This is a genomic window from Methyloradius palustris (genome assembly GCF_019703875.1).
GTDB lineage: Bacteria > Pseudomonadota > Gammaproteobacteria > Burkholderiales > Methylophilaceae > Methyloradius > Methyloradius palustris.
The window spans coordinates 1,713,767-1,737,210 of record NZ_AP024110.1 but is presented as its reverse complement, the minus strand read 5'-3'; the positions used below and the strand labels follow the sequence as shown (position 1 = coordinate 1,737,210).

The window sequence follows — 23,444 nt, the reverse complement described above, 5'->3', positions numbered from 1 at the left end:
GGCGGGCTTAGTCAGCCCTGTTTTATTTTAGATTTAGCCTCTATTCAGCATTCGACTGAGGATTTTTTTTAATTTACTGGTTTTTAAACTACCGTAAGTAATGGCATATTGGCGCGTCACCTCTGCGCCAAAAAAGAATATCTGCGCCGAGTAGTAAATCCACAATAGTAAGGCAATCAGTGAACCTGCCGCGCCAAAGCTAGATGTAACTGCGCTCTTGCTGATGTAAATGCCTGCAAGATAACTCCCGAAGCTAAAAAGTATCGCGGTAAAAACTGCGCCTACCATCGCATCTTTCCATGACAGTAAAACATCAGGCAGCGTTTTGTAGATTATGGCAAATATACTGGCAATCACGCAAAACGAAACGAATGATGTAGCCACTGAAAATATATCCGAATAGTGCCCCAGAAATTCACTCGAATAAGCCCCGACAGCATTAATGGCAGCATTGATGGTGAGCGAAATGAGTAGTAGCGCACTTAATATCATGACCATGCTAAAAGAGACTAATCTGGTAATCAGTAGCTGTTTAAAAGGCGCTATCTGTGCAATTTTTTTGACTTCCCATATCTCGTCCAGACTGGCTTTTAGCTCAGAAAATACGCTAGTGGCGCCAACGAAGATGAATATGCTCGCAAGCACTGTGGCAATCAAACTGGAGGCGTTGTTACTTGAAGCGATCAGTAAACTTTCTACCAGTTTTCCGCCAGTTTCTCCAACCAATCTTGATACCTCAGCAATCACTTGTGTTTGAGCGATTTGTTCGTTAAACACGTAACCCAATAACGCAATCATGAGTATCAATATCGGTGCCATTGAGAATAAGGCATAAAAAGCCAAAGCCGCACCCTTGCTGCCAGCTCTATGCTCAATCCACGATTCTATGCACTGCATCAGGAAAAGTTGTACGTTCTTGATGTGTGAGCGTAGTGGCTGAAATAGCTTGATAATGCGGCTGGTAGGCAAATGCTGGCTCCATATATAATTTGCGGCTGATGCTCAATACATCAGTCAAAGATTTAATCATAAGTATGCCAAGGAATCTCACATGAAAAAATATCTTTCAGTATTCATCTTTGTTAGCGCTCTTTTCAGCAGCGCTGTATTGCCCGCAAAGCCTGCTTTTACAGGTAGGGATTACAGCGGTGTGTATGAATGTACTGGCAATGACACTAAAGAGGGTGCCTATACAGGGGTGGTGACTATGAAGCTGAAGCCAGAACACAGCTTTGCGTCTTATGCCAGTTACGATTTCAAGCTGGAGGTGCCAGGGTATGGCACTTATCTAGGTGAGGCCGCAGCGAATAGCAATCAGTTTGCCATGCATTTTGCACTAGAAAACCCAGCCACCAAGGACTATGGCACGGGTGTTGCAACTATCAAGAAAAATAAACAAGGCAAATTGGCTTTCCATAAGTTCTACTTTGAGCCTGCATTCAAAGGTGGTAACACTGGCACTGAAGACTGCGTAATGAAATAAACATTGCCTGATTAGTTAATAGCCTTAACAGACAGAGCAAGCCTGCCAGCGTGTTAAAATTCATGTCATATTTCATCTTCAGCTAGTTAAGCTCATTCATCTTCTGTGAACGAAACCACTCGTACTTCTGCGCCCAGCCAGCAACAACTGCTGTCTCAACTTGAAAAACTACTGCCAGCCTGCATGCTGGTGGATCGTTTTTCATTGCGCCGCAAATTACAGCAAACACGCGCCAGCCTCGAGCAAGGAAAGCCTGTAGATCGCTTAATCACCGAGATTTCTAACAAGCTGCGCGAGTCTGTTGCTCGATTAGAAGCCCGTAAACTGGCGTTGCCCAAGCCTGACTTTCCTAGCGAACTGCCCGTAAGTGGTAGGAAAGAAGACATCGCCGCCGCTATTGCAAAGCATCAAGTGGTAATTGTTTGTGGTGAGACTGGTTCTGGTAAAACTACGCAACTGCCCAAAATCTGCTTGGAGTTAGGCCGCGGTGTGAGTGGTTTGATTGGTCACACGCAGCCGCGCCGAATCGCTGCGCGATCTGTGGCATCACGTATTGCGCAGGAGTTGAAGTCTCCGCTCGGCGAAGTGGTCGGTTATAAAGTTCGCTTCAACGACAAGCTTTCAGCATCCAGCTACATCAAGCTGATGACGGACGGTATTTTGCTGGCTGAAACGCAAGGCGATCGATTCCTCAATGCCTATGACACCATCATCATCGATGAAGCCCATGAACGCAGTCTGAATATCGATTTCCTGCTGGGATATCTCAAGCAATTATTACCCAAACGCCCAGATTTAAAAGTCATTGTCACCAGCGCCACGATTGATGCTGATCGTTTCTCTCGCCACTTTGATGGTGCGCCCGTGATTGAAGTTTCAGGCCGCACGTACCCGGTAGAGATACGCTATCGCCCACTAGGCAAGGCTGGCTTCAAGGCACAAAGCAAAGAAGATGAAGTGGCGGATGAAGACAATATTCTGCTACTGAATGAAGACTTGATGGGCGTGCAGCGCAAAGGTAAAACCGAATCGGGCTGGCGCGCAGCCAAGGATTGGATAGCAGAGGATGACCGCGAAGAGGCGATCGAAGAAGCGATTCTGGATACTGTAGATGATCTATCGCGTTTAGGTGGGGGCGATGTGCTGGTATTTTTACCCGGTGAGCGCGAGATTCGCGATACGGCAGACCATCTGCGTAAACACCTCAAGCACGCCGAGATATTGCCTTTATTCGCGCGTCTTTCGATAGAAGACCAGCAGAAGGTATTCAGGCCGTCTGGCGGTCGCCGTGTTGTGTTGGCTACCAATGTGGCTGAAACTTCGCTTACCGTGCCTGGCATTAAATACGTGGTGGATGCTGGGCTTGCGCGGGTGAATCGCTACAGTTCCCGCGCCAAGGTCGAGCAATTGCAGATCGAGAAAATCTCGCAGGCCGCCGCAAGGCAGCGTGCAGGCCGTTGTGGCCGTGTCTCAGATGGTATTTGTGTGCGACTTTACGATGAGCAGGATTTTAATAATCGCCCTGAGTTTACCGAGCCAGAGATTTTGCGTTCCTCGCTGGCTGCCGTCATTCTGCGCATGGCCGCGCTTAAGCTTGGTGATGTGAATGAGTTTCCATTTATCGAGGCGCCAAGTTCTAGACTCATCACCGATGGCTACCAGTTATTGCAGGAGCTAGGCGCAGTCGATAGCAATCGCCAGATCACTGAAGTGGGCAACCAGCTTGCCAAGTTACCGCTAGACCCGCGAGTTGGGCGCATGATATTGGCGGCAAAAAAAGAAAGTTGTCTGCAAGAGATACTGATTATCGCCAGTGCTTTGTCTATTCAAGACCCGCGTGAAAGACCAATGGATAAGCGCGAAGCTGCTGACCAGGCGCATGCGAAATTTGCTGACGAGCGCTCTGACTTCATGGGCTATCTGAAGCTCTGGGCTTTCTACGACGAAGCCTTGAAGAACAAAAAATCGAACAAAGAGCTGCTCAATAAATGCCACCAGAATTTCCTCTCTTTCCTTCGGTTGAAAGAGTGGCGTGAACTGCATAGCCAGATTGTGAGTATCGTCACAGAGATGGACTTTAAGCTCAATGATTTGGACGCAAGCTACGACCAGATTCACCGTGCGCTGGTGTCGGGTCTGCTTGGCAATATTGGCTTTAAGGATGGCGAATCCGATAGTTACCAAGGTGCGCGCGGCATCCGTTTTAATATTGCGCCAGGTTCAGCACTCAAGAAAACTCGCCCCAAATGGGTGATGGCGGCTGAGTTGATGGACACCACCAAGCTCTATGCGCGCTGTGTCGCCAAGATAGAGCCAGACTGGATTGAGCCAGTCGCGCGCGGTTTAACGCAAAGCCATTACAGTGATCCACGCTGGGATAGAAAGCTCGCGCAAGTGGCGGCTTGGGAGCGCGTCAGCCTTTACGGTTTGACTATCATCCCCAAGCGCCGTGTGCATTATGGGCCGATTGACCCCAAGGAATCGCGCGAAATTTTTATTCGTGAAGCTTTGGCGAATATGGAGTTCGATACCCGCGCGCCGTTCTTTGAGGCTAACCGAAAATTGATCTCTGAGATTGAAGAGCTTGAACACAAGGCACGACGGCAGGATGTATTGGTGGATGAGCATACTTTGTTCGCATTTTATGATGAGATCATCCCCGAAGGCATTATCAACGGCGCTGGTTTTGAAGCGTGGCGCGAGACTGTGGAAAAGACTAATCCCAAGTTGTTGTATCTCACGCGCGAGCTACTCATGCGACATGGTGCAGCCGGCGTTACCGAAGCGCAATTCCCTGAAAGCTTTGTCATGGATGGCGTTTCACTGCCGCTTAAATATCGCTTTGAGCCCAGCCATCCGCTGGATGGTGTAACAGCAACAGTGCCGCTCGCGCTACTTAATCAGCTAGATTCAACCCGTGCTGAATGGCTGGTTCCGGGTATGTTGCGCGAAAAGCTGACCACATTGGTGAAAGCGTTGCCCAAAACCTACAGGCGTGTTTGCGTCCCCGTACCTGAGTTTGTGACTGGTTTTCTGGAACAGACCAAAGTCGGCGAAAGCCCAATATTGCAAGCTTTGGCAATCTACATTAAACAGCGCCCAAAACTTGAAATCTCGCCCAGCGACTGGCCACAAGATGCATTGCCAGCCCATCTGTTGATGAATTTCCGTATCGTCGATGAAAAAGCACGAGAACTGGGGATGGGGCGAGACTGGAATGCGCTCAAGCAGCAACTCGGTCAGGCCGCGCAACTGACTTTCAGAAGCGCTTCACCTGAGATCGAGAAGTCTGGCCTCAAACAATGGGATTTCGGCGATTTGCCTGCTACGCTGTCGTTCAATCGCGATGGCCGTTCACTCACGGGCTACCCCGCGCTGGAAGATCGTGGCGATAGCGTTTCCATCAAGCTGTTCGACACCGAATCAGCCGCCATCAAAGCCCACAGGCTGGGCGTTTGCCGATTGATGCGATTTGAGCTTAAAGAACAAATCAAGCAGCTGGAAAAAGGCCTGCCCGGATTCAATCAATACGCCTTGCTGCTGCGCAATATTGTGAGCCCAGACGAGCTGCGAGAAGACATGCTCACCGCGATTGCCGACCGTGCTTTTATTGGTGAAGATAGCTTGCCGCGCAGCAATGCCGAGTTCATGAATCTCAAACAGCGCGCCAGAACCCGCCTGCCAGCAGTCGCCGAAGCGGCTTCAAGGTTGGCGCAAGCGATTAGCGCCGAATACCAACCACTCACACAAAAACTCGCCAGCCTGCCAGCACCCATGGCGCGGGTTAAAGCCGAAGTCGAGATGCAGCTATCCAAACTATTACCCAAACGTTTCTTCAGCCAAACCCCTTGGGATAGTTTGCAACACCTGCCACGCTATATGAAATGCCTAAAATTGCGGTTGGATAAATATCCGGCCAGCATAGAGCGCGATACCCGTAGCGCGCAGTCAGTGCAACAAGTCTGGCAGCGCTGGGAAGAGAAAGTGATTGCGCTGCGCAAAGCGGGACAAGACGTTAGCCCTGAGCTGGATAACTATCGCTGGTTAATAGAAGAGTTGCGAGTATCCCTGTTTGCACAGGAGCTTAAGACACCATTCCCAGTATCGGCCAAGCGCTTGGACAAACTCTGGTTTGACCTTAAACCCTGATTGAGTTTAAGTTATTGGTCGTTCATCTTGCGGTAAAAGGTGTTGCGGCTAATCCCCAGTTCGCGAGCCGCTGCCGAGACATTACCAGCATGTTTGTGCAGGGTTGTTCTCACCAGCTCGCTATTGAGTGCAGACATGGAAGCCTGCGGCTCACTGGTGTTGATCTGGCTCATTTCCTCAAGAAAATCATCTGATAAATGCGATTCATTAATAGTCTCGCCACCAGACAAAGCCAGCGCGGTTTTCAATACATTGTGTAGCTGGCGAATATTACCTGGCCATGGGTGCTGCCTGAACAGCGACATAATAGAAGGGCTGATGTTGGCTTTGCTAGCCTGTTCGATTTCCATAATCAAGCTGATCAATGCGCCGAGATCACTGCGTTCGCGCAAAGCAGGCAAACTCACATTAAGGCCATTTAAGCGGTAATAGAGGTCGCGCCTGAACACTCCTTTTTCTACATTCTCGCGTAGCTTCTGGTTGGTAGCACTGATTAGCATGAAATCGAGAGGTTTTGATTTGCTGCTGCCCAGCGGCGTCACGCTGCGTTCTTGCAATACGCGTAAGAGACGTGATTGCAACGCCAGCGGCATGTCGCCGATTTCATCCAGAAATAGCGTGCCGCCATTGGCTTGTTCCAGCTTGCCAGCACTGCCTTTGCGCCGCGCGCCAGTAAACGCGCCTTCTTCATAACCAAATAACTCGGATTCAATCAGACCTTCAGGCAGTGCAGCACAGTTGACTGCAACCCAGGGGCCATCCTGGCGACTACTGGCTTCGTGGATGGCGCGTGCAAATAGCTCTTTGCCTACGCCGGTTTCGCCTTCAATCAGAATCGCAATATCTTGGTCTAGTACACGTTGCACTTGGCTGATGGCTTTAGCCAAGCGGCTATCGCCAGTATTCAGCATCTCCAGATTGGCGGCGCAATCACGTTTTGCAGGCTTGTTGTTTGTGACGGGAAGAGGCTGGGCTGATACTTTGCTTTGACTACTATCAGCACGCGCATACAGGCGTGCGCCATTGCTTAGCTTAATCGGGAATACGAGGTGGCCGCTGCTTAAGCTGTTGAGTGTGGGCTCGAATATATCCTGGAAATAGACTGCGCGATTTTTCATCAATTCGCTATCAAAACCAAGCTGGAACTGTCCGCTGCGGTTAATCGCCAGCAATCGGCCATCGCCATTGAAAACGGCAATGCCTTCCCATAGTGTGCCGATGAATTCTGGCCTGGCGTGAAAGTGCAGGGCGATATCACCTTGGCAACTGGCGCTAAACAGGCGGTTTTCTATCATCTGCGCAGCCATTTTTACCAAGGCCAGCGTATGTTGCTGCGGAATCAGGAAATCATTTGAAACATCCAGCGTGCCCAGTAATTCGTTTCTAATGCCAAAGATTGGAACTGCAGAACAGCTCAGGATGTGATTACGTTCAATAAAATGCTCCGCGCCTTGTACTGTCATTGGCGCAGCTTCCATCAATGCCGTGCCAATCGCATTAGTGCCGCGTTCATTCTCATGCCACGAAGCGCCTGCGCTCAGCGCAATTTTTTGCGGATCAGTGAGGAAGTGGTTATCGCCCAGGCTATGCAAAATCACGCCTTCGTCATCCGTCAAAATCACCATGCTGCGCGTATGTGCGATCTGCTCATTCAGCGTAGCCATTTCAGGTTGGGCATAGGCCAGCAACTGATGATGTTGTTCGCGGCGTTGCTTGAGTTCAGCCACGGTTAATACTTGGCTGCGGCTGTTGGCTGTAGCATCAATACCGTTAGCGAGAGAGCGCTCCCAAGAGCGAATGATTTCTTCAGCGACTATGCCTTTTTGTAGCTTGCCGCCGCTGAGAAAAGTCTCGCGCGCATCTCGTATGATTTGCGATTTATCAATGACCGAATTAGGCATTTTTTACCTGTAATTAAAGTGTTAACTGTTCACGATTCAATTTAACACCTGTTCATTTATGACACAACAACATAGCGTTTACATTCAGCCGTACTTGAAAACCCAGCCCTTCGCCAAGCCTTATCTGGTAAGCCTCAGCGGGCAGTTACCCACTTAAATTCACTGTCTGGCATATGGCTTGCAATACTGTTCTCACGGATGCATGCACGTTGGCTGTTTAGCGTGTGTAAAACCAATCATATCTTTTTAGAACAATCTTTTTGGAGAGTAGCTTGAGAACACATCAATTAAAACTAGCAGTAGGTGCTGGTTTGCTTAGTCTGATCTGCAATTCTGCTTTTGCAGAAGATGACCTGAGCAAGCTTATGCAAGACGATAACCAATGGGCAAGCCAGCGTAAAGATTATGCGAATACTGGCTACAGCCGTTTGTCACAAATCAACAAAGGCAATGTCGGCCATTTAAAACAGGCCTGGACGTTTGCCACTGGTGTTAACCGTGGCCATGAGGGTGCGCCTCTGGTTGTTAATGACATTATGTACGTTCATACCGCATTCCCTAACAACGTATATGCCCTGGATTTGAACGATAACCAGAAGATCATCTGGTCATACTTTCCAAAGCAAGACCCTTCAGTTCAGGCTTTGTTGTGCTGTGACAACGTAAATCGTGGTCTTGGATATGGTGATGGCAAGATTTTGCTGCAGCAGAACGATGGTACTTTAATCGCCTTCAATGCCAAAGATGGCACCAAGGTTTGGGAAGTTAAAGTAGTTGATGTTAAAAAAGGTGAATCAAACACCAACGCCCCACATGTGTTCAAAGATAAAGTCATCACCGGTATGTCCGGCGGTGAATATGGTGTTCGTGGTTTTATTACGGCCTACAACATCAAGGACGGTTCACTTGCTTGGCGTGCCTACAGTAACGGCCCTGATACTGATGTCATGATTGGTAAAGACTTCAATAAAGAGAACCCACACTACAGCGCATTATCTGTTTATGAAGATGTGAGCGGTGGCAATGTTGAAGGCGGCTCTTTCAAAGCGCTGGATAAATCCAAGCTTAAGTTTCCAGAAGCTGACTTGGGTGTTAAAACTTGGCTCAAGCCACAAGCCATTAAGAATGGCTGGGAGCACGGTGGTGGCTCGACTTGGGGCTGGTATTCATATGACCCAACGTTGAACCTGATGTACTACGGCACTGGCAATCCTGGCACCTGGAACCCAGATGTACGCCCTGGTGACAACAAATGGTCCATGACAATTTTTGCTCGTGACTTGGATACTGGCGCTGCACGCTGGGGTTACCAGATGACACCACATGACGAGTGGGATTACGACGGCATGAATGAAACTGTGCTGTGGGAAGCGCAAGGCAAGAAACTGGCGACCCATTTTGATCGCAATGGCTTCGGTTATACCTTTGATCGCACCAACGGTACTTTGATTGTGGCTGAGAAGATGAATAAGTTTGTTAACTGGGCGAGCAAGATCGACTTGGCTTCAGGCGTGCCACAGAAAGACCCTAAGTTCTCAACACACCAAGATTACGACGCCAAGGGCATTTGTCCATCAGCGCTGGGTGTTAAGGACGAACAGCCTTCAGCGTACTCGCCAAAAACAGGCATGTTCTACGTACCGCTTAACCACGTTTGCATGACCTATGAACCGGTGGAGTCCAAGTACGTTGCTGGTCAGCCATGGGTAGGTTCAACCCTCACCATGTTTGCAGGGCCTGAAGGTGTAATGGGCGGTTTCATGGCTTGGGATGGCCTCAAAGGCAAGTCTGTTTGGTACAACAAAGAGAAGTTCTCAGCCTGGGGCGGCGCACTTGTAACCTCTAGCGACATCGTGTTCTACGGCACGCTGGATCGCTGGTTCAAGGCAGTTGATGCCAAGACTGGTAAGGAGTTGTGGAAGATGCAGGTAGGTTCAGGCATCGTCGGCAATGCCATTACTTGGAGCCATAAAGGCAAACAGTATGTTGGCGTGCTCTCAGGTATCGGTGGCTGGGCTGGTGTTGCCATGAACCTGGGTCTCAATAACGATACTGATGGCCTTGGTGCTGCTGGTGGTTATCGTGAGCTGACCAAGTGGAACGCTGCCCCAGGCGGCGGTGCCATGAACGTATTTAGTCTATAAAACATAACGCCCCCTTCTTATGTGGAAGGGGGCAAACGGAGGATGTATGTTGAAGCTATTATCTATATTAATGCTGTTGCTTACGCCCTGGTTGGCTGAAGCAGCGGATGTGAAGTTTGTATCAACTCTGGATGGCAAGCCACTTTCGATTCCAGCAGATGTGGTGGATAGCCCAGCCGCCAAGGACTTCATGGCGAGCGGTAAGAATAGCTATATCGGCAATGCCGATGCTATCAAGGCTGGCAAGAAGATATTCCAACTATATAGCTGCACAGCTTGCCACGGTGCGCATGCTGAAGGCGCCGTGGGCCCTAACCTGACCGATGACAAATGGAACTACGCCAAAAACGTTAATGACCAAGGCATCTTTGAAACCATCTGGGGCGGTACTGCTGGTGGTATGGGTGCTAAAGGCAAAGGTTTGATGTTGCCGGATGACCCAACTCAGGGCTTGACCGTAGATGAGGTGTTGAAAGTAGTGGCTTTTATCCGCAGTAACGCGCACTAACCAGTTTCGAATTCAATCGCTCATCTCCAATTTGTGGCTGAATTATGGCCAGGCCTTAGGGTCTGGCTTTTTTATTAGAGGAGTTAGAAAGGCCGCGATTGAATGATTAAGTAATCTTCGATTGTTTCCGTTTTTGATGCTCATCATAAAGCGTCTTTGATAGGTGCAACCATTCAGTTACCAGATCCGATATTTCTTGTGCATGAAATGGAAAATCTTTGATATCAATCTTTATTAAATCAACCCGGTATTCTTTCTTGGTTTGAAGTTTATTGATTGTTAGAACAGTCCCATCAAGGCTTTCAAGTGCACCATGCGTAAAGGCATGCCTTGTAATACTGAAAGATTTCGCTCTCTCAATAAGCGCAAGTGTATTGACTTTGTGATTAGAAAATTCTCTGGTATGGCTAAAGGCTTTTATTAAGTATTTGGCTTTTTCTTTGAATGTGCTTGGCTTTCTATCATGCCCAGAGATTCCACCAAATGAATCAAAAGAGAAATGAATTATGTTATCCATTTGTCGTTCCATCAGTGCCCAATTGATAGTAATAAAACCAACCGCTGCACATAATGCTGGTAAATCACTTTTAGGAATATCAGGCATATGATCCCCCTAACATTAAATATCTATCCTATTGGACGACATTAAAGCATCCAATAGCCTTTGTTATGAACCACTCAATTGTAAAGTCTTGAGAGTCTGTTTCCGTACTTTCTTCAGCAGTGCTTTATCTTCAATCAGCGATTCACCATAAGACGGAATCATCTCTTTCAGTCTTGCCTGCCAACCTTCAGATAGCTTGGATGAAAAACAGCGTTCAATCACCTGAATCATCGCTTCTACCGATGTGGAGGCACCTGGTGATGCACCTAGTAGTGCAGCCAGCGAGCCATCTTTAGCGGCAACGATCTCAGTGCCGAATTCGAGCTTGCCGCCTTTCTGGTCACAGTTCTTGATGATCTGCACGCGTTGTCCGGCATTCGCCAGCACCCAGTCACTCTCTTTCGCTTGAGGCAGAAAATGGCGCAGGGCATTCACGCGTTCTTTATGGGTCTGGAACACTTCGCCGACCAGGTATTTGGTCAAGTCACGATTATGCAAGCCAGCCTTGAACATGGACTTCAGGTTGCCAGTTTTGACCGATGAAATCAGGTCGAGTATCGACCCTGTTTTCAGGAATTTGGTGGTGAAGCCAGCATAGGGGCCGAACAGCAGTGCGCGTTTGCCATTGATGATGCGGGTATCCAGATGTGGCACTGACATGGGCGGCGCACCAAGCGGTGCTTTGCCATACACCTTGGCAAAGTGCTGGCCTATGATTTCTGGGTTCTGGCAAACCAGCCATTGCCCGCTGACGGGGAAGCCACCATAACCTTTGCCTTCGTGGATGCGTGATTTTTGCAGCAAGGGCAGGGCGCCACCGCCAGCACCGAGGAATACAAAGCCCGCGTTCACTTTTTTCTTTTTGCCGCTCTTAATATCTTCTATGCGGATTTCCCAGCGGTGGTTGTGTTTATGCCTGAAAGTATCCACTTGATGGCCTGTCAGCAGTTCAAAACCATCACTGGTTTGTAGAGTGTTCACCATGTGGCGGGTGAGGGCGCCGAAGTCGATATCCGAGCCATAAGCCACGCGCGTTGCCGCCATTTTCTCTTTGGTATGGCGCTTGGCCATTACCAGCGGCATCCACTCTTTAAGCACGGCAGAGTCTTCAGTGAATTCCATATCAGCAAACAGATGGTGCGCGCTTAATGCTGCATGGCGTTGGCGCAAAAACTCAACATTCTCTTCACCCCACACAAAGCTGGCGTGTGGCGTAGGGTTGATAAAGTCTTTAGGTGAAGCGATGACTTTGGTTTTAACCAGGTGCGACCAGAATTGCAGCGAGGTTTCAAACGCCGAATTGATCGCCAAGGCGCGGTTGATGTCCACTTCGCCATTGGCATTTAATGGTGTGTAATTAAGCTCGCAATAGCCCGCATGGCCTGTGCCTGCGTTGTTCCAGCCATCTGAACTTTCAAGCGCTACCTGATCCAGCTTTTCCACCATCATGATTTTTAATGATGGCTCAAGCTGCTTAAGCAATAAGCCCAGCGTGGCACTCATCACGCCACCCCCAACTAGCAATATATCTACGGTAGTTTCAGACATTTTTTATATTTTTAAAAGTGGTGAATTCAGGACGAACAGAATCATAGGGCGCAAGCCGTCATCTGTAAAACAAAAGTGTCACAAACGGGTAAGTTAAATCTGCATTAGCGCATTGCGAATCTTGAGTTCATCCAGCCCTTTGCCGATGAGCACAATGCGGCTGATGGGTTCTTCTTCATCCCAACCGTCAAGTAAGGTCGGCGGGTAGAGTGTTTGATGCACTGCATGGATGGCGAGCGGTGCGGGTTGGTCTTCGGCGTGGATGATGCCCTTGAGGCGTAATAGCTGTTCGCTATAAATCTCGCATAACCATTGTAATACAGGCTCGAGTTGATCCCAAGTCAGCGGCTTGGGCATGGTAACGGTAAAGCTGCTGATTTCGTCGTCATGCACTGCTTGCGGAAGCATGCCGCGAGTGGCTTTGGAGCGGGCTGGTGCGCGCAGCCAGCGTTGTGGCTGGGCTTTTTTGTCGGCATCAAACAGCCCAACGCTGATGATGTTGGCTGGGTCAATTTCACCCTGAATAATCTGGTATTGGCTTGCGCTTGGATTGAGCTCAGCGAGTTTTTCAGTCAATGCATCAATTTGCTCAGGAGTTGCTAAATCAGTTTTGGTGATAAGCAGTACATCGGCCACAGCTGCCTGTTTACGCGCTTCGTCATGTTCTTCAATCTGTTTCAGACCGTAGATGCTATCAACCGTTACTACCACTGCATCTAGTCTGTAGGTTGAGCTTATGACAGGTTCATTCAACAGGTTAGCCATAATAGGGCCTGGGTTAGCCATGCCAGTAGTTTCAATCACTAGGCGCTTGAATTCAGGGATGCCACCCAATGCACGTTTGAAGAATAGATCACGCAGGGTATCTGCCATCTCATTGGTCAGCGTGCAGCAAAGGCAGCCTGATTCGAGCAACACAGTGTTGTCCGCGATATGTTCACTTTCAACCGTGCGCGCCAGTATGTGGTCAAGCCCAGCTTCACCGAGCTCGTTGATGACAACGGCGGTGTCTTTCATGCCAGGATTATTAAGTAACTTATTGAGAAGGGTGGTCTTGCCACTGCCTAAAAAGCCAGTGAGCAGCGTGACGGGAATGCGGTTATCCATGATGGTTAAAGCTCAAATTTTATTGTTTATTCTCTGGCGGCTAGCTTAATTCCAGGCATCAGGGTCAATCTTGCCTTCTGCCTTAAATGCAGGTTTTGAGAATAAATAACCTTGCATAAGTTTCACGCCGTGCGCCGCAAAAAAGTCACGCTCGCCTTTGGTTTCTATACCCTCTGCCAGCACAGTGACATCGAGCTGTTCGCACATATCGATGATTGATTTTGAGATGATTTGGCGAGACTTGTCTTGATCCACACCACGTAACAACTCCATATCAATCTTGATGATGTCTGGCTGAAATTGCGCCAGCAAATTAAGGCCTGCGTATCCAGCGCCAAAGTCATCAATGGCAGTCTTGAAGCCCATTTTTTTGTACTCAGAAACGATGTTTAAAAGGTGTTTGGTGTCTTTTATTCGTTCCACTTCTGTGAACTCAAAAATGATTTTATCAATGGGGAAGTTGTATTTTTCAGCGGCTGCTAGCGTGGTTTTGATGCAAAGCTCTGGCCTATAGACCGCATTGGGCATGAAGTTGATAGATAAATAGCCTTGCAGATTAAGCTCAGCCGCCGTTTTCACCGCTTTTACGCGGCACGCCTGGTCAAACCTGTACACATTGTCGTTATTAACCTGGCTCAATACGGTATGAGCGCCTTCGCCGTTCGGGCCTCTAATTAGCGCCTCGTGTGCATAAATGCTTTTGGTCGAGAAATCAACGATAGGCTGATACGCGTATTCAAAATCAAACCCCAAGAAAGACGGTGTGATACACCCCTCACAACCATGACCTTCTAAATTAGAAATACCGATAGTTTTTTTTGAAGAATCTGAACTCATGGCCTTTACTCTTTACTAAGTTGTATATATTGAGATTCTATATTTAAAGAATTAGTTCTGGGTTTGGTAAAGACTTGGAAATCACCATACGCTTTATTATTAGAATAGAACACACACAATTATAAATAACTCTGCCAACACATGCACTGATCAGCAATAAAGTTTACTGGGTTCAGAATATACATTCATGATTAATATAGAAATATTGATGCAAGCGGTAATGGAATCAAGGGATGGTATTACCATTTCGGATGCCCGATTACCTGATTATCCCTTGGTGTTTGCTAACCCTGCTTTTGAGAAATTGACAGGCTATACACAAGACGAAATTATCAATAATAATTGCCGCTATCTTCAAGCCAACGATAAGCAACAGCGCGATACCAGCAAAATTCGTAAAGCGATTCAACAAGGTGAATATTGCCTGGTGACACTGCGCAATTATCGCAAAGATGGCACCATGTTTTGGAACGAGCTAAGTATTTCACCTGTTTACAATGCACAGGCTGAGTTAACGCATTTCATCGGCATTCAAAAAGATGTGACTGCCAGGGTGACGCTCGAGCAGCACCTGCTGCAAGAGCGTAAATTGCTTGAACAAACCAAGGCTAAGCTAGAGCAGCTGATTATTCATGATGGCCTCACAGGCATCTATAGCCGTAGCTATTTTGAAGACCAACTTTCTATTTTCTGGAAGCACGCAGTTGAAAGCCAAAATAGCCTTGTAGTCATGTTCATTGATGTAGATTATTTCAAGCTATTTAACGATAGCTATGGCCATATTGCTGGCGACGAAGCACTGAAAACTGTTGCTTCTTGCCTGCATGATTCCATGAGGCGCAATAATGACTTTGTTGCGCGATATGGCGGTGAGGAATTCATTGTGCTGGCAGCCGATATGGACAAAGAGCAAGCCATTGCGCATGCTGATTTACTGTGCCAAAACATTAGAAATCTCAACATCCCACATGCGAGTTCTCCCCACCATTTCCTGACAATTAGCTGTGGTATTGCCTATATCAAACCGAATGCGGAAAGTACATCAAAGGTGTTTTTACATTGTGCAGACCAAGCCCTCTATCAAGCCAAGGCTAAAGGTCGCAACAAAGTGGTGCTCTATAAAGATTAAGTTCAACGAATTTTGCACTGCTATCAGCCAATTCCCCTCCAAGCACTTCAATTCTGCGCACTGAATTTCTAGCGCAATCAGTATTATTCAAGATTATTAAAGGCTGGAATGCCTCATAATGTCGACTGTTGAAAATAAGCCAAGCATTTGGCCAAGCAGTTAATCAAGAAAAGAATTAAACATACATGAACGTATTTTTTGAAGAAGATGGCAGCTTTAAAGTAGCTTCTGTGATGTCAGAGGCGGCTGGCTCGCTACAAATCGAATCGCCTAGCGGCAAGCGCTCGAAGATTAAAGCATCTAATGTATTGATGCGCTTTGAGAGCGCATTGTCAGGCTTTATGGAGGCTGTGCAGCAAGAAGCGGAAACGCTAGAGACGGAATTTCTATGGGAATGCTGCGGTGAGCCTGAGTTCGGTTTTGAAGAGCTTGCCCAAGAATATTACGGTAAAAAGCCGACGGCAATAGAAGCGGCTGCTGTTGCAGTCAAACTGCATGGTGCGCCTGTCTATTTTTACCGCAAGGGCAAAGGCCATTACAAAGCAGCTCCCCCTGAAACCTTAAAGGCTGCGCTAGCCGCACTTGAGAAGAAGCGCTTGCAAGCCGAAAAAATCGCTACCTATGCAGCCCAACTTAAAGCTGGTGAGTTGCCCGAAGATTTCAAAGGTGAAGCCTTTAAAGACAAGCTGGATATGCTGCTTTATGCGCCTGACAAAAATACGCTGGAGTGGAAAGCGCTGGAGCAGGCCTCCGCTGAAACGCATACCAGCCATATCAAGCTGCTAGAAGCGTGCGGTGCGATCAGCTCGATTCATGATTATCACCTAGGTGCATTTTTGCGCGAGTATTTTCCTCATGGTTCAGCGTTTCCACCGCATGATCTGGTCAACAGCCCTGATAATCTGCCGCGCGCTGAAGTTGAAGTGTTCAGTATCGACGATAGCACTACCACCGAGATCGATGATGCATTATCAGTTCAGCATCTCGCTGATGGGACGACACGGGTTGGCATTCATATCGCCGCGCCTTCGCTGGGTATTCCACTCAACGGCACGGTGGATGCGATTGCCATGCATCGCCTGTCTACCGTCTATATGCCAGGCCACAAGATCACCATGCTGCCTGATAGCGTGGTTGAGCCATTCAGCCTGAATGCAGGTGAATGGCGGCCTGCGCTTTCGCTGTACCTGGATGTGGCAGCGGATTTGACTATTACACATAGGGAAAGCAAGGTTGAACTGGTGAAAGTGGCCGACAACTTGCGCCATGACGAACTCGAGCCATTTTTCAATGAACATACGCTAGAACAGGATAGCGGCCATCCTTATTGGGCCAAGCTGCTTTACCTGTTCCGTCTTGCGGAATCGCTCGAAAAAGGCCGCGGTAAACATGACCCTAATCGTGCAATACATATCGACTACAATTTCTATGTGAATGATGGCGTTGTGAGTATCCAAGGTCGCCGCCGTGGTTCGCCTATGGATAAACTGGTTGCAGAGCTGATGATAGAAGCCAATAGCCAATGGGGTTTGTTATTAGCTGAACATGATGTGCCGGGCATCTATCGAGCGCAGAATGGCGGCAAGGTGTACATGACAGTCAAAGCCGAGCCGCATCAGGGTCTGGGTGTCAGCCAGTATGCCTGGAGCACTTCGCCGCTGCGCCGTGCAGTTGATTTGATCAACCAGCGACAAGTGATTTCGGTGCTGAATAACGAATTACCCGCTTATCCCAAAAATAGTGATGATCTGGTAGCCGCCATGCGTAATTTTGACCAGACCTACAATGCTTACAGCGAATTCCAGACCCGTATGGAGCGTTACTGGTGCCTACAATACTTGATTCAGGAAAATATCACTGAGATCGAGGCCACCGTTTGGCGAGAAAATCTAGTGCGTTTGCAGAATATCCCCTACATCACCAAGGTACATGGCATGCCTGAGTTGGCTGCTGGCACTCAAGTCAAGCTTGAGATCAAGCGCGTAGATACTTTATTGCTGGAGCTGGAAACACGTTTTGTTGCGTTGGCGAATGTGGAAACAACTGTTGAAGAAGTGGCGGGAGTTGCGTAAATGTTTCGTCTAGGTGCCCTTGCCCGTAGTATTCACCGCAGCGTGATGCAGGATACAGTCGATGTGAGTGAATCCAACGGCGTACGCTCGCTGCATCTTGGTTCGCCCACGGTGCAAAGCGCCATGCGGGTCAAAGCGCCGTATGATTTGGAGCTCAGCTATACACGCGGCATGATGGCGTACTTGCTGTTTTCAAATAAGGTCGCTGATGTTCTCGGGATTGGACTTGGTGGTGGTTCTGTCGCTAAATATATCCATCATTATTTGCCGCAAGTTAAAACACGCGTGGTGGAAATCAACCCGCAGATTATCCAGATTGCACGCAGCCATTTTGCCGTGCCAGAAGACGATGAACGTTTACAGATCATAGAAGCCGATGGCGCTGTTTACCTGAAAGAAAACCCTGCCAGTACACATGTGCTGATTATTGATGCTTTTGACAGTCAGGGCATTCCAGCAGACTTATGTTCACAGGATTTTTTTGATACCTGTGCAGAGGCGGTTACGCTAGATGGCATGCTGGTGATTAACCTCTGGGGTAGTGACAGAAATTTTGATGTGTATTGCCAGCGCATCGAGCAAAGCTTTAACCAGCGTGTATTAGTCTTGCCCACAGGTCGGCCCGGCAATATCGTGGTCTTTGGCTTTAAGCGCCTGCCCAGAGATTTACGTTGGGCATCACTCAGAGAACGTGCAAAAGCACTTGAAGCAGAACATAAAATTGAGTTTCTTGAATTCGTCGAGAAGCTAAGAGAACATAATCACAGTACCAATAACAGGCTTCTACTCGAAGCCTGACAGGAAAATAACTTTAATGAGCCAACATCAATTTTTTGCCACTTGCCCGCGTGGATTAGAAGCTTTGCTAGTAGAAGAACTTACAAGCTGCGGCGCTAAAACTATACAAGCTACCGATGGCGGTGTGAGTTTTAGTGGTGATATGCCTATGGTATATCGCGCCAACCTCGAAAGTCGCATCGCTACACGCATTTTATGGCGAGTAGGGCAAGGTAAGTACGCAACAGATGAAGATCTATACCAAGCCGCGATGAAGCTCAACTGGCCGCAGTGGTTTAACGTAGGCAGCGATTTTATGGTGAAAGTGACAGGTGTTAAATGCCCGTTGAAAAGCCTTGAGTTTGCTACGCTTAGAATTAAAGATGCTGTCTGTGATCGCTTTCGCGAGGCGGTGAACAGTCGCCCTTATATTGATACCAAAGAACCAGATGTGCGCATTCACGCGTACCTTGCGGCTGAAGATTACCAGTTTTACCTTGATACTTCTGGCGCAGCGCTCTACCAACGCGGCCTGCGTCGCGCCAGTATTGAGGCGCCTCTGCGTGAGAACCTTGCCGCAGGTATTTTGAAACTCTCTGGCTGGAAACCCGGCACACCTTTCCTTGACCCCATGTGTGGCAGCGGTACTTTTCTGCTTGAAGCCGCCATGATTGCGCTGGATATCGCCCCGGGTAGCGGCCGCAGCTTTGGGTTCGAGAAACTCAAAAACTTCGATGAGGCTGCATGGCAAAAACTTAAACAACAAGCGCGTGCAAAAGCCAAGCCGGTGAAGTTTCAGAAGATATATGGCAGCGATTCAGACTTACGTGCAGTGCGCGTGAGTAAGCAGAATCTGGAAGAGGCTGGCCTACTGGAAGCGGTACAACTGAGCAAGGTAGATTTCACCGAAGTCGTCCCGCCGCATGGAGAGGGCGTGTTAGTTGCCAATCCACCTTATGGCGTTCGTATCGGCGAAGATGAAGAGCTCGCTGCGCTGTACCCCAGAATGGGCGAAGCATTAAAACGTAAATTCTCAGGTTGGAACGCCTATTTTCTCACCACTGATATGCGCTTACCTAAGCTAATGCGCTTGGCGCCATCAAAACGCACGCCTTTATTCAACGGCCCATTGGAATGTCGTTTATTCGAGATCAAAATGGTAGCAGGCTCAAATCGCCCAGATGCAAAGCGGAAACCGCAAGATGGCTGATTCTCTAGCAGAACTCCGTGCCAAGATTAATGCGTTCGTACACGAACGTGACTGGGATCAATTCCATTCCCCCAAAAATCTGGCAATGGCGATGATTGTAGAAGCCGCTGAATTGGTTGAGCATTTTCAGTGGGATACGCTAGAAGAAAGCCGCGAATTAACACCAGAAAAACGCGAACAGGTCAGCCATGAATTGGCAGATACGTTTGTCTATTTACTGAGGATTGCTGAAGTGTTGGAACTTGATCTGATTGCTGCAGCCAATACAAAAATCGCGCTCAATGCCCAAAAATATCCTGTTAATAAAGCCAAAGGCAGTAATGCCAAATATACGAAATACCAAGAGAATGAATAACAAAAAAGCCAACTTTAGCGTTGGCTTTTTTGTTTACATTGCATTAATTACGCTGAGTTAATTACAGTACAGCTAAAGCTGCATCATAGTTAGGTTCTTCAGCAATCTCACCCACTAGTTCGCTGTGTAGCACCTTATTGTTTTCATCCAACACTACAACAGCACGCGCAGTGAGGCCAGCCAAGCTGCTGTCTTTAATCTGCACGCCGTAGCTCTCAGAGAATTTGGCAGTATTGCGGAAGGTTGAAAGTGTAACTACGTTTTCCAAGCCTTCTGCACCGCAGAAGCGTGATTGGGCGAAAGGCAGGTCGGCGGAAACACACAATACAACGGTGTTTGCCAATGCATTTGCTTTGCTATTGAACTGGCGAACTGACATGGCGCAGGTTGGCGTATCTACGCTAGGAAAAATATTCAAAATCTTGCGCTTGCCAGCATAGTTCTCTAAATGTACATCATTACGTTTGCTGTCAGCCAATGTGAAATCGGGTGCGCTATCACCCTTTTTTAGAAAATCACCACCTATGCTAACTGGGTTGCCTTTAAGGGTTACGGTGCTTGTCATTTTGCTTCTCCTAAGTATGAATATGAATTGTTCAGAATTTAATTTTTTGGCTTAGTTTTACGACTATGTTTGTGTTGCATGGTTCTAATGTTATTACGCTAGCAAATCTTCACTTAAATAGCCTATGGTCATGGTTTGATTGTGTAGCACACTGTCATTGGTATTCGGGCGCGGTGCAAACTCACCATAAGAGTAAAAGCCTGCCAGTATGGTTTGTGAGCCTAATATCTTTTTTACTTCAGTAATTTCATCTGCTGTTTGCTCTGCCATCACACCTTTTCTACCTACGCAGCTTACGCATAGTGCTAAGCCTGTGCGCGTGGTATCGACTTCTTTTAAATTGCCAGTGACTAAATGTGCGGCGCCGCCTGCACCTTCGACCAATCGCTCATGCGTCGTTTGGCATAGACGTACACTTTCGCCTTCTTCTACGTTACCCGCAAATGTCAGGCTATTTTCCGCTTGGTTAACTGCGAGTAATGTACGCACCTTTTCTACTTCACGCTTACCATCTTCAATCACTGCAAAAGGGAAGCGTAAGCCAGACCCGGGTAGACTCTTGGCATTCTGTTCGCCAATGTACATGCGGTAGAGTGGTAGAGCTGGTTTGCCGTCCATCTCGTAGACCACATTTTTGATTGAGCGTGTGATTTTGCGCAATGGGCCATATGGTTTCCACCCACCAAGTGCGCCACTGGCCGTTACTAAGTGCTTGCCGTATAAGCCGACTGCAATTACTAGGTTATCTGACACAATATGATTGAATAGTTGCAATGTTTTGACAAAGGCCGCGCTGTCGCCAGCCATGCCACCGACAATAGGGATTTCTGCGCCAAGTACACTTTGAAAACCTTTTAGAAGTTCTGAGCCATTGACGTTTAGGCCGTCAGAGATGACCAATACAGTGCGTAATGTGTCTGCCTTGAGCTGTCCTGCTAGTTTCTCTGCGACTTCAAATGATGTTTCTGCCTCAGATTTTTTGAGATGTGTGACACGCTGTACCGTTTTTTCCCACAAAATGGCAGTGATTTGCAAGGTCTCATCGAACACGCCATCAGGATTGATCTCGCCAGACGTTGTGCAACCGATTATCTCTGCGCTCGGATAGCGCAGTTTAAGGACGCTTTGTAGTTTAGGTTCACTGAACCGTTTAACTGAGCCAAACACCAGTACCAGATTGGCGTTAGGTAGGGGTGAGTTCGATGAAAAATCTTTTAGACCGTCTTTGCCGGCTAGAGATTCTTGTCTGATTAACATGCGCTTCTTCCTCAAGTGCCGTATTTTTTATAAACCTGATTTTAATCAGGCTTTATTTAGTTAGGCTAATAATTATAATTTTTAAAGCCAATGCTAGATATTCTCTATCTTTTGGCTTGGTTTTTGCTAGAACATTTATGCTTAAAATCGAGCGTTAGCTTAACAAATTATTATTGCCTGAATTGCTTAGTTTGCGTTGATTTATTTGTAAGCCGTATGCCCAAATCTGCCGTAGTGATTATATTTAACATTTTTGTCATAAGATAGACACCCAATTGCATCGATAAGCGTGGGAAAGTATTGCGCCTGATGGAGTTCTCTGGATAGAATGGTGCTAGAGCTAGTTCAGGTAAGTGATTGCTGCAAATTCTTAAATCTGTTTGAGCGCGTTTATTTAAAGGGGATTCAGGGTGGGGGATGTCAATCTGGCGGATCTGAAAGTGATGGTGATTGACGATAGTAATACCATCCGTCGAAGCGCTGAGATTTTCCTGAAACAATCTGGATGTCAGGTCATACTCGCCGAAGATGGGTTTGATGCTTTGGCTAAAATCTCAAATCTGCTACCTAATCTCATATTTGTCGACATCATGATGCCGCGTCTTGACGGCTACCAGACCTGCGCTTTAATCAAAAGAAATCCACGTTATAAAAGTATCCCTGTCATTATGCTCTCGAGTAAAGATGGCTTGTTTGATCGCGCACGCGGCCGTATGGTTGGCTCTGATCAATATCTCACTAAACCTTTCACGCAAGAATCGTTATTACAAGCAATTAGTGAATACGCTAAAGCGGGTTCCGATGCTACCAACGAGGACGAATAGATGGCGCTTTTAAAAATCCTGGTGGTCGATGATTCAGCGACCGACCGCTTTTACCTAACCGAAATGCTTGAAAATGCAGGTTACATTGTTTCCACCGCATCCAGCGGTGAAGATTGTCTGGTGCAGGTTGATGCCAGCCCGCCACATCTTATTGTGATGGACGTTATCATGCCAGGCCTCAATGGCTTTCAGACCACTCGAAAACTCACCCGCAACCCTGAAACCTCACACATTCCAGTGATCATGTGTACGGGTAAGCAGCAGGCGACAGATCAGATGTGGGCATTGCGCCAAGGCGCTAAAGACTGCGTGATGAAGCCAGTGAATGCGCATGAGTTGCTGTCCAAAATCAAAGCGCTGACTTAAAACTCATGGCTAAGAAAAAAATTAATCTTCATGAATATCAACAAGATATTCTTTCAAAACTCAAAATATCAACTGAAAAAGGCCAAGCTGAATCCACATCCAGGTTGGCTGTGAAAGTTGGTGATAAAGACTATCTATTGTCTTTGGCTGATGTCAGTGAAGTTCTGCCAGTTCCAGAAATTCTAAAAATTCCACTCACCCAACCATGGTTTCTAGGCATGGCTAACGTACGTGGTAATTTATATGCGTTGACTGACTTTGGTCATTTTATTGGTTTGAATCCAAGTGTCATCACTGCGCAGTCGCGTATTTTATTGATTAACGATAAATTTGGCATAAATGCTGCTTTGCTGGTTGACAGGCTAGTTGGCTTACGCAGTTTGAGCGAAATGCAGCTGCAAAAAAAATCTGGTGAAGAAGCTTTCTGGGTGTTGAATAAGTTTACAGACAACACGAATGTTGAGTGGAGCGAATTAGACCTTGGTGAGTTTATCAATCAGCAAAGTTTTATGCAGGTAACTGCTTGAATAAGTGGGATAGATAAAGCTGCATTAAATTAGTGATTATTAGATATATATTGTTGTGAGCATCAAAAATACAGGGGATAA

General features: G+C 47.4%; 20 protein-coding genes. 12 read left to right on the top strand and 8 right to left on the bottom strand.

Annotation, left to right across the window (positions count from 1 at the left end; translation table 11 throughout):
* Positions 1-33: 33 nt before the first annotated feature.
* Positions 34-969: a YihY/virulence factor BrkB family protein gene (locus ZMTM_RS08310; RefSeq protein ID WP_225906995.1), complete on the bottom strand. Its 936-nt coding sequence runs from the start codon at positions 967-969 to the stop codon at positions 34-36.
* Between the two features lie 82 nt (positions 970-1,051).
* Between ZMTM_RS08310 and ZMTM_RS08305 the strand changes: the two genes are divergently transcribed.
* Entirely contained in the window at positions 1,052-1,483 is a 432-nt protein-coding gene (locus ZMTM_RS08305) for a hypothetical protein (protein ID WP_225906994.1), read from the top strand.
* 183 nt (positions 1,484-1,666) lie between these two features.
* Complete coding sequence (gene hrpA / locus ZMTM_RS08300) at positions 1,667-5,632, top strand: ATP-dependent RNA helicase HrpA (protein ID WP_221765650.1); 3,966 nt, start codon at positions 1,667-1,669, stop codon at positions 5,630-5,632.
* Positions 5,633-5,643: 11 nt separating this feature from the next.
* On the opposite strand, the gene ZMTM_RS08295 is transcribed toward hrpA, so the two are convergent.
* Entirely contained in the window at positions 5,644-7,533 is a 1,890-nt protein-coding gene (locus ZMTM_RS08295; RefSeq protein ID WP_221763437.1) for a sigma-54-dependent Fis family transcriptional regulator, read from the bottom strand.
* A 272-nt stretch (positions 7,534-7,805) separates the two neighbouring features.
* On the opposite strand from ZMTM_RS08295, the gene ZMTM_RS08290 reads away from it, so the two are divergent.
* Positions 7,806-9,677, top strand: a complete 1,872-nt coding sequence (locus ZMTM_RS08290; protein ID WP_221763436.1) for a methanol/ethanol family PQQ-dependent dehydrogenase — start codon at positions 7,806-7,808, stop codon at positions 9,675-9,677.
* Between the two features lie 46 nt (positions 9,678-9,723).
* On the top strand, positions 9,724-10,185 hold the full coding sequence (locus tag ZMTM_RS08285; protein ID WP_221763435.1) for a c-type cytochrome: 462 nt from the start codon (positions 9,724-9,726) through the stop codon (positions 10,183-10,185).
* A gap of 106 nt (positions 10,186-10,291) precedes the next feature.
* Here ZMTM_RS08285 and ZMTM_RS08280 read toward each other — a convergent pair whose 3' ends face one another.
* The 4 genes from ZMTM_RS08280 to ZMTM_RS08265 all read right to left on the bottom strand — a co-directional run bounded on the left by ZMTM_RS08280 (position 10,292) and on the right by ZMTM_RS08265 (position 14,281).
* Entirely contained in the window at positions 10,292-10,789 is a 498-nt protein-coding gene (locus ZMTM_RS08280) for a hypothetical protein (protein ID WP_221763434.1), read from the bottom strand.
* Between the two features lie 63 nt (positions 10,790-10,852).
* Positions 10,853-12,337, bottom strand: a complete 1,485-nt coding sequence (gene mqo / locus ZMTM_RS08275) for a malate dehydrogenase (quinone) (protein WP_221763433.1) — start codon at positions 12,335-12,337, stop codon at positions 10,853-10,855.
* Positions 12,338-12,430: 93 nt separating this feature from the next.
* Positions 12,431-13,444, bottom strand: coding sequence for a CobW family GTP-binding protein (locus ZMTM_RS08270; RefSeq protein WP_221763432.1), 1,014 nt, complete (start codon positions 13,442-13,444; stop codon positions 12,431-12,433).
* Positions 13,445-13,489: 45 nt separating this feature from the next.
* Positions 13,490-14,281, bottom strand: coding sequence for an EAL domain-containing protein (locus tag ZMTM_RS08265; protein WP_221763431.1), 792 nt, complete (start codon positions 14,279-14,281; stop codon positions 13,490-13,492).
* Between the two features lie 187 nt (positions 14,282-14,468).
* Here ZMTM_RS08265 and ZMTM_RS08260 point away from each other — a divergent pair, with 187 nt between their 5' ends.
* The 5 genes from ZMTM_RS08260 to ZMTM_RS08240 all read left to right on the top strand — a co-directional run bounded on the left by ZMTM_RS08260 (position 14,469) and on the right by ZMTM_RS08240 (position 19,824).
* Positions 14,469-15,410: a GGDEF domain-containing protein gene (locus ZMTM_RS08260; protein WP_221763430.1), complete on the top strand. Its 942-nt coding sequence runs from the start codon at positions 14,469-14,471 to the stop codon at positions 15,408-15,410.
* A gap of 185 nt (positions 15,411-15,595) precedes the next feature.
* Positions 15,596-17,482: a ribonuclease catalytic domain-containing protein gene (locus ZMTM_RS08255; RefSeq protein ID WP_221763429.1), complete on the top strand. Its 1,887-nt coding sequence runs from the start codon at positions 15,596-15,598 to the stop codon at positions 17,480-17,482.
* Positions 17,483-18,280, top strand: coding sequence for a polyamine aminopropyltransferase (locus ZMTM_RS08250; RefSeq protein ID WP_221763428.1), 798 nt, complete (start codon positions 17,483-17,485; stop codon positions 18,278-18,280).
* 16 nt (positions 18,281-18,296) lie between these two features.
* Positions 18,297-19,469 carry a THUMP domain-containing class I SAM-dependent RNA methyltransferase gene (locus ZMTM_RS08245; RefSeq protein WP_221763427.1) on the top strand — a complete coding sequence of 391 codons (1,173 nt, stop codon included), beginning with the start codon at positions 18,297-18,299 and terminating at the stop codon, positions 19,467-19,469.
* Positions 19,462-19,824, top strand: a complete 363-nt coding sequence (locus ZMTM_RS08240) for a nucleotide pyrophosphohydrolase (protein WP_221763426.1) — start codon at positions 19,462-19,464, stop codon at positions 19,822-19,824. Before ZMTM_RS08245 ends, ZMTM_RS08240 begins: the two co-directional genes overlap by 8 nt.
* 61 nt (positions 19,825-19,885) lie before the next feature.
* Here ZMTM_RS08240 and tpx read toward each other — a convergent pair whose 3' ends face one another.
* Together tpx and ZMTM_RS08230 are read right to left on the bottom strand one after the other, a co-directional pair.
* Entirely contained in the window at positions 19,886-20,389 is a 504-nt protein-coding gene (gene tpx, locus ZMTM_RS08235) for a thiol peroxidase (protein WP_221763425.1), read from the bottom strand.
* Between the two features lie 93 nt (positions 20,390-20,482).
* Entirely contained in the window at positions 20,483-21,646 is a 1,164-nt protein-coding gene (locus tag ZMTM_RS08230; protein WP_221763424.1) for an FIST signal transduction protein, read from the bottom strand.
* A 443-nt stretch (positions 21,647-22,089) separates the two neighbouring features.
* Here ZMTM_RS08230 and ZMTM_RS08225 point away from each other — a divergent pair, with 443 nt between their 5' ends.
* The 3 genes from ZMTM_RS08225 to ZMTM_RS08215 are packed head-to-tail and all read left to right on the top strand — an operon-like array spanning position 22,090 to position 23,363.
* On the top strand, positions 22,090-22,470 hold the full coding sequence (locus ZMTM_RS08225; protein ID WP_221765649.1) for a response regulator: 381 nt from the start codon (positions 22,090-22,092) through the stop codon (positions 22,468-22,470).
* Positions 22,471-22,836 (top strand): response regulator, encoded by a 366-nt coding sequence (locus tag ZMTM_RS08220; RefSeq protein WP_221763423.1) that lies wholly within the window; start codon positions 22,471-22,473, stop codon positions 22,834-22,836.
* 5 nt (positions 22,837-22,841) lie between these two features.
* The gene (locus tag ZMTM_RS08215) at positions 22,842-23,363 is read left to right on the top strand and encodes a chemotaxis protein CheW (RefSeq protein WP_221763422.1); all 522 of its coding nucleotides are present in this window, start codon (positions 22,842-22,844) and stop codon (positions 23,361-23,363) included.
* Positions 23,364-23,444: the final 81 nt, after the last annotated feature.

Coding starts and splice junctions, on each gene's coding strand:
- tpx (WP_221763425.1), bottom strand. CDS start 20,389: ATGACAAGCACCGTAACCCTTAAAGGCAACCCAGTTAGCATAGGTGGT.
- ZMTM_RS08295 (WP_221763437.1), bottom strand. CDS start 7,533: ATGCCTAATTCGGTCATTGATAAATCGCAAATCATACGAGATGCGCGC.
- ZMTM_RS08220 (WP_221763423.1), top strand. CDS start 22,471: ATGGCGCTTTTAAAAATCCTGGTGGTCGATGATTCAGCGACCGACCGC.
- ZMTM_RS08250 (WP_221763428.1), top strand. CDS start 17,483: ATGTTTCGTCTAGGTGCCCTTGCCCGTAGTATTCACCGCAGCGTGATG.
- hrpA (WP_221765650.1), top strand. CDS start 1,667: ATGCTGGTGGATCGTTTTTCATTGCGCCGCAAATTACAGCAAACACGC.
- ZMTM_RS08255 (WP_221763429.1), top strand. CDS start 15,596: ATGAACGTATTTTTTGAAGAAGATGGCAGCTTTAAAGTAGCTTCTGTG.
- ZMTM_RS08230 (WP_221763424.1), bottom strand. CDS start 21,646: ATGTTAATCAGACAAGAATCTCTAGCCGGCAAAGACGGTCTAAAAGAT.
- ZMTM_RS08215 (WP_221763422.1), top strand. CDS start 22,842: ATGGCTAAGAAAAAAATTAATCTTCATGAATATCAACAAGATATTCTT.
- ZMTM_RS08285 (WP_221763435.1), top strand. CDS start 9,724: ATGTTGAAGCTATTATCTATATTAATGCTGTTGCTTACGCCCTGGTTG.
- ZMTM_RS08260 (WP_221763430.1), top strand. CDS start 14,469: ATGATTAATATAGAAATATTGATGCAAGCGGTAATGGAATCAAGGGAT.
- ZMTM_RS08245 (WP_221763427.1), top strand. CDS start 18,297: ATGAGCCAACATCAATTTTTTGCCACTTGCCCGCGTGGATTAGAAGCT.
- ZMTM_RS08225 (WP_221765649.1), top strand. CDS start 22,090: ATGGTGATTGACGATAGTAATACCATCCGTCGAAGCGCTGAGATTTTC.
- mqo (WP_221763433.1), bottom strand. CDS start 12,337: ATGTCTGAAACTACCGTAGATATATTGCTAGTTGGGGGTGGCGTGATG.
- ZMTM_RS08270 (WP_221763432.1), bottom strand. CDS start 13,444: ATGGATAACCGCATTCCCGTCACGCTGCTCACTGGCTTTTTAGGCAGT.
- ZMTM_RS08265 (WP_221763431.1), bottom strand. CDS start 14,281: ATGAGTTCAGATTCTTCAAAAAAAACTATCGGTATTTCTAATTTAGAA.
- ZMTM_RS08240 (WP_221763426.1), top strand. CDS start 19,462: ATGGCTGATTCTCTAGCAGAACTCCGTGCCAAGATTAATGCGTTCGTA.
- ZMTM_RS08280 (WP_221763434.1), bottom strand. CDS start 10,789: ATGCCTGATATTCCTAAAAGTGATTTACCAGCATTATGTGCAGCGGTT.
- ZMTM_RS08305 (WP_225906994.1), top strand. CDS start 1,052: ATGAAAAAATATCTTTCAGTATTCATCTTTGTTAGCGCTCTTTTCAGC.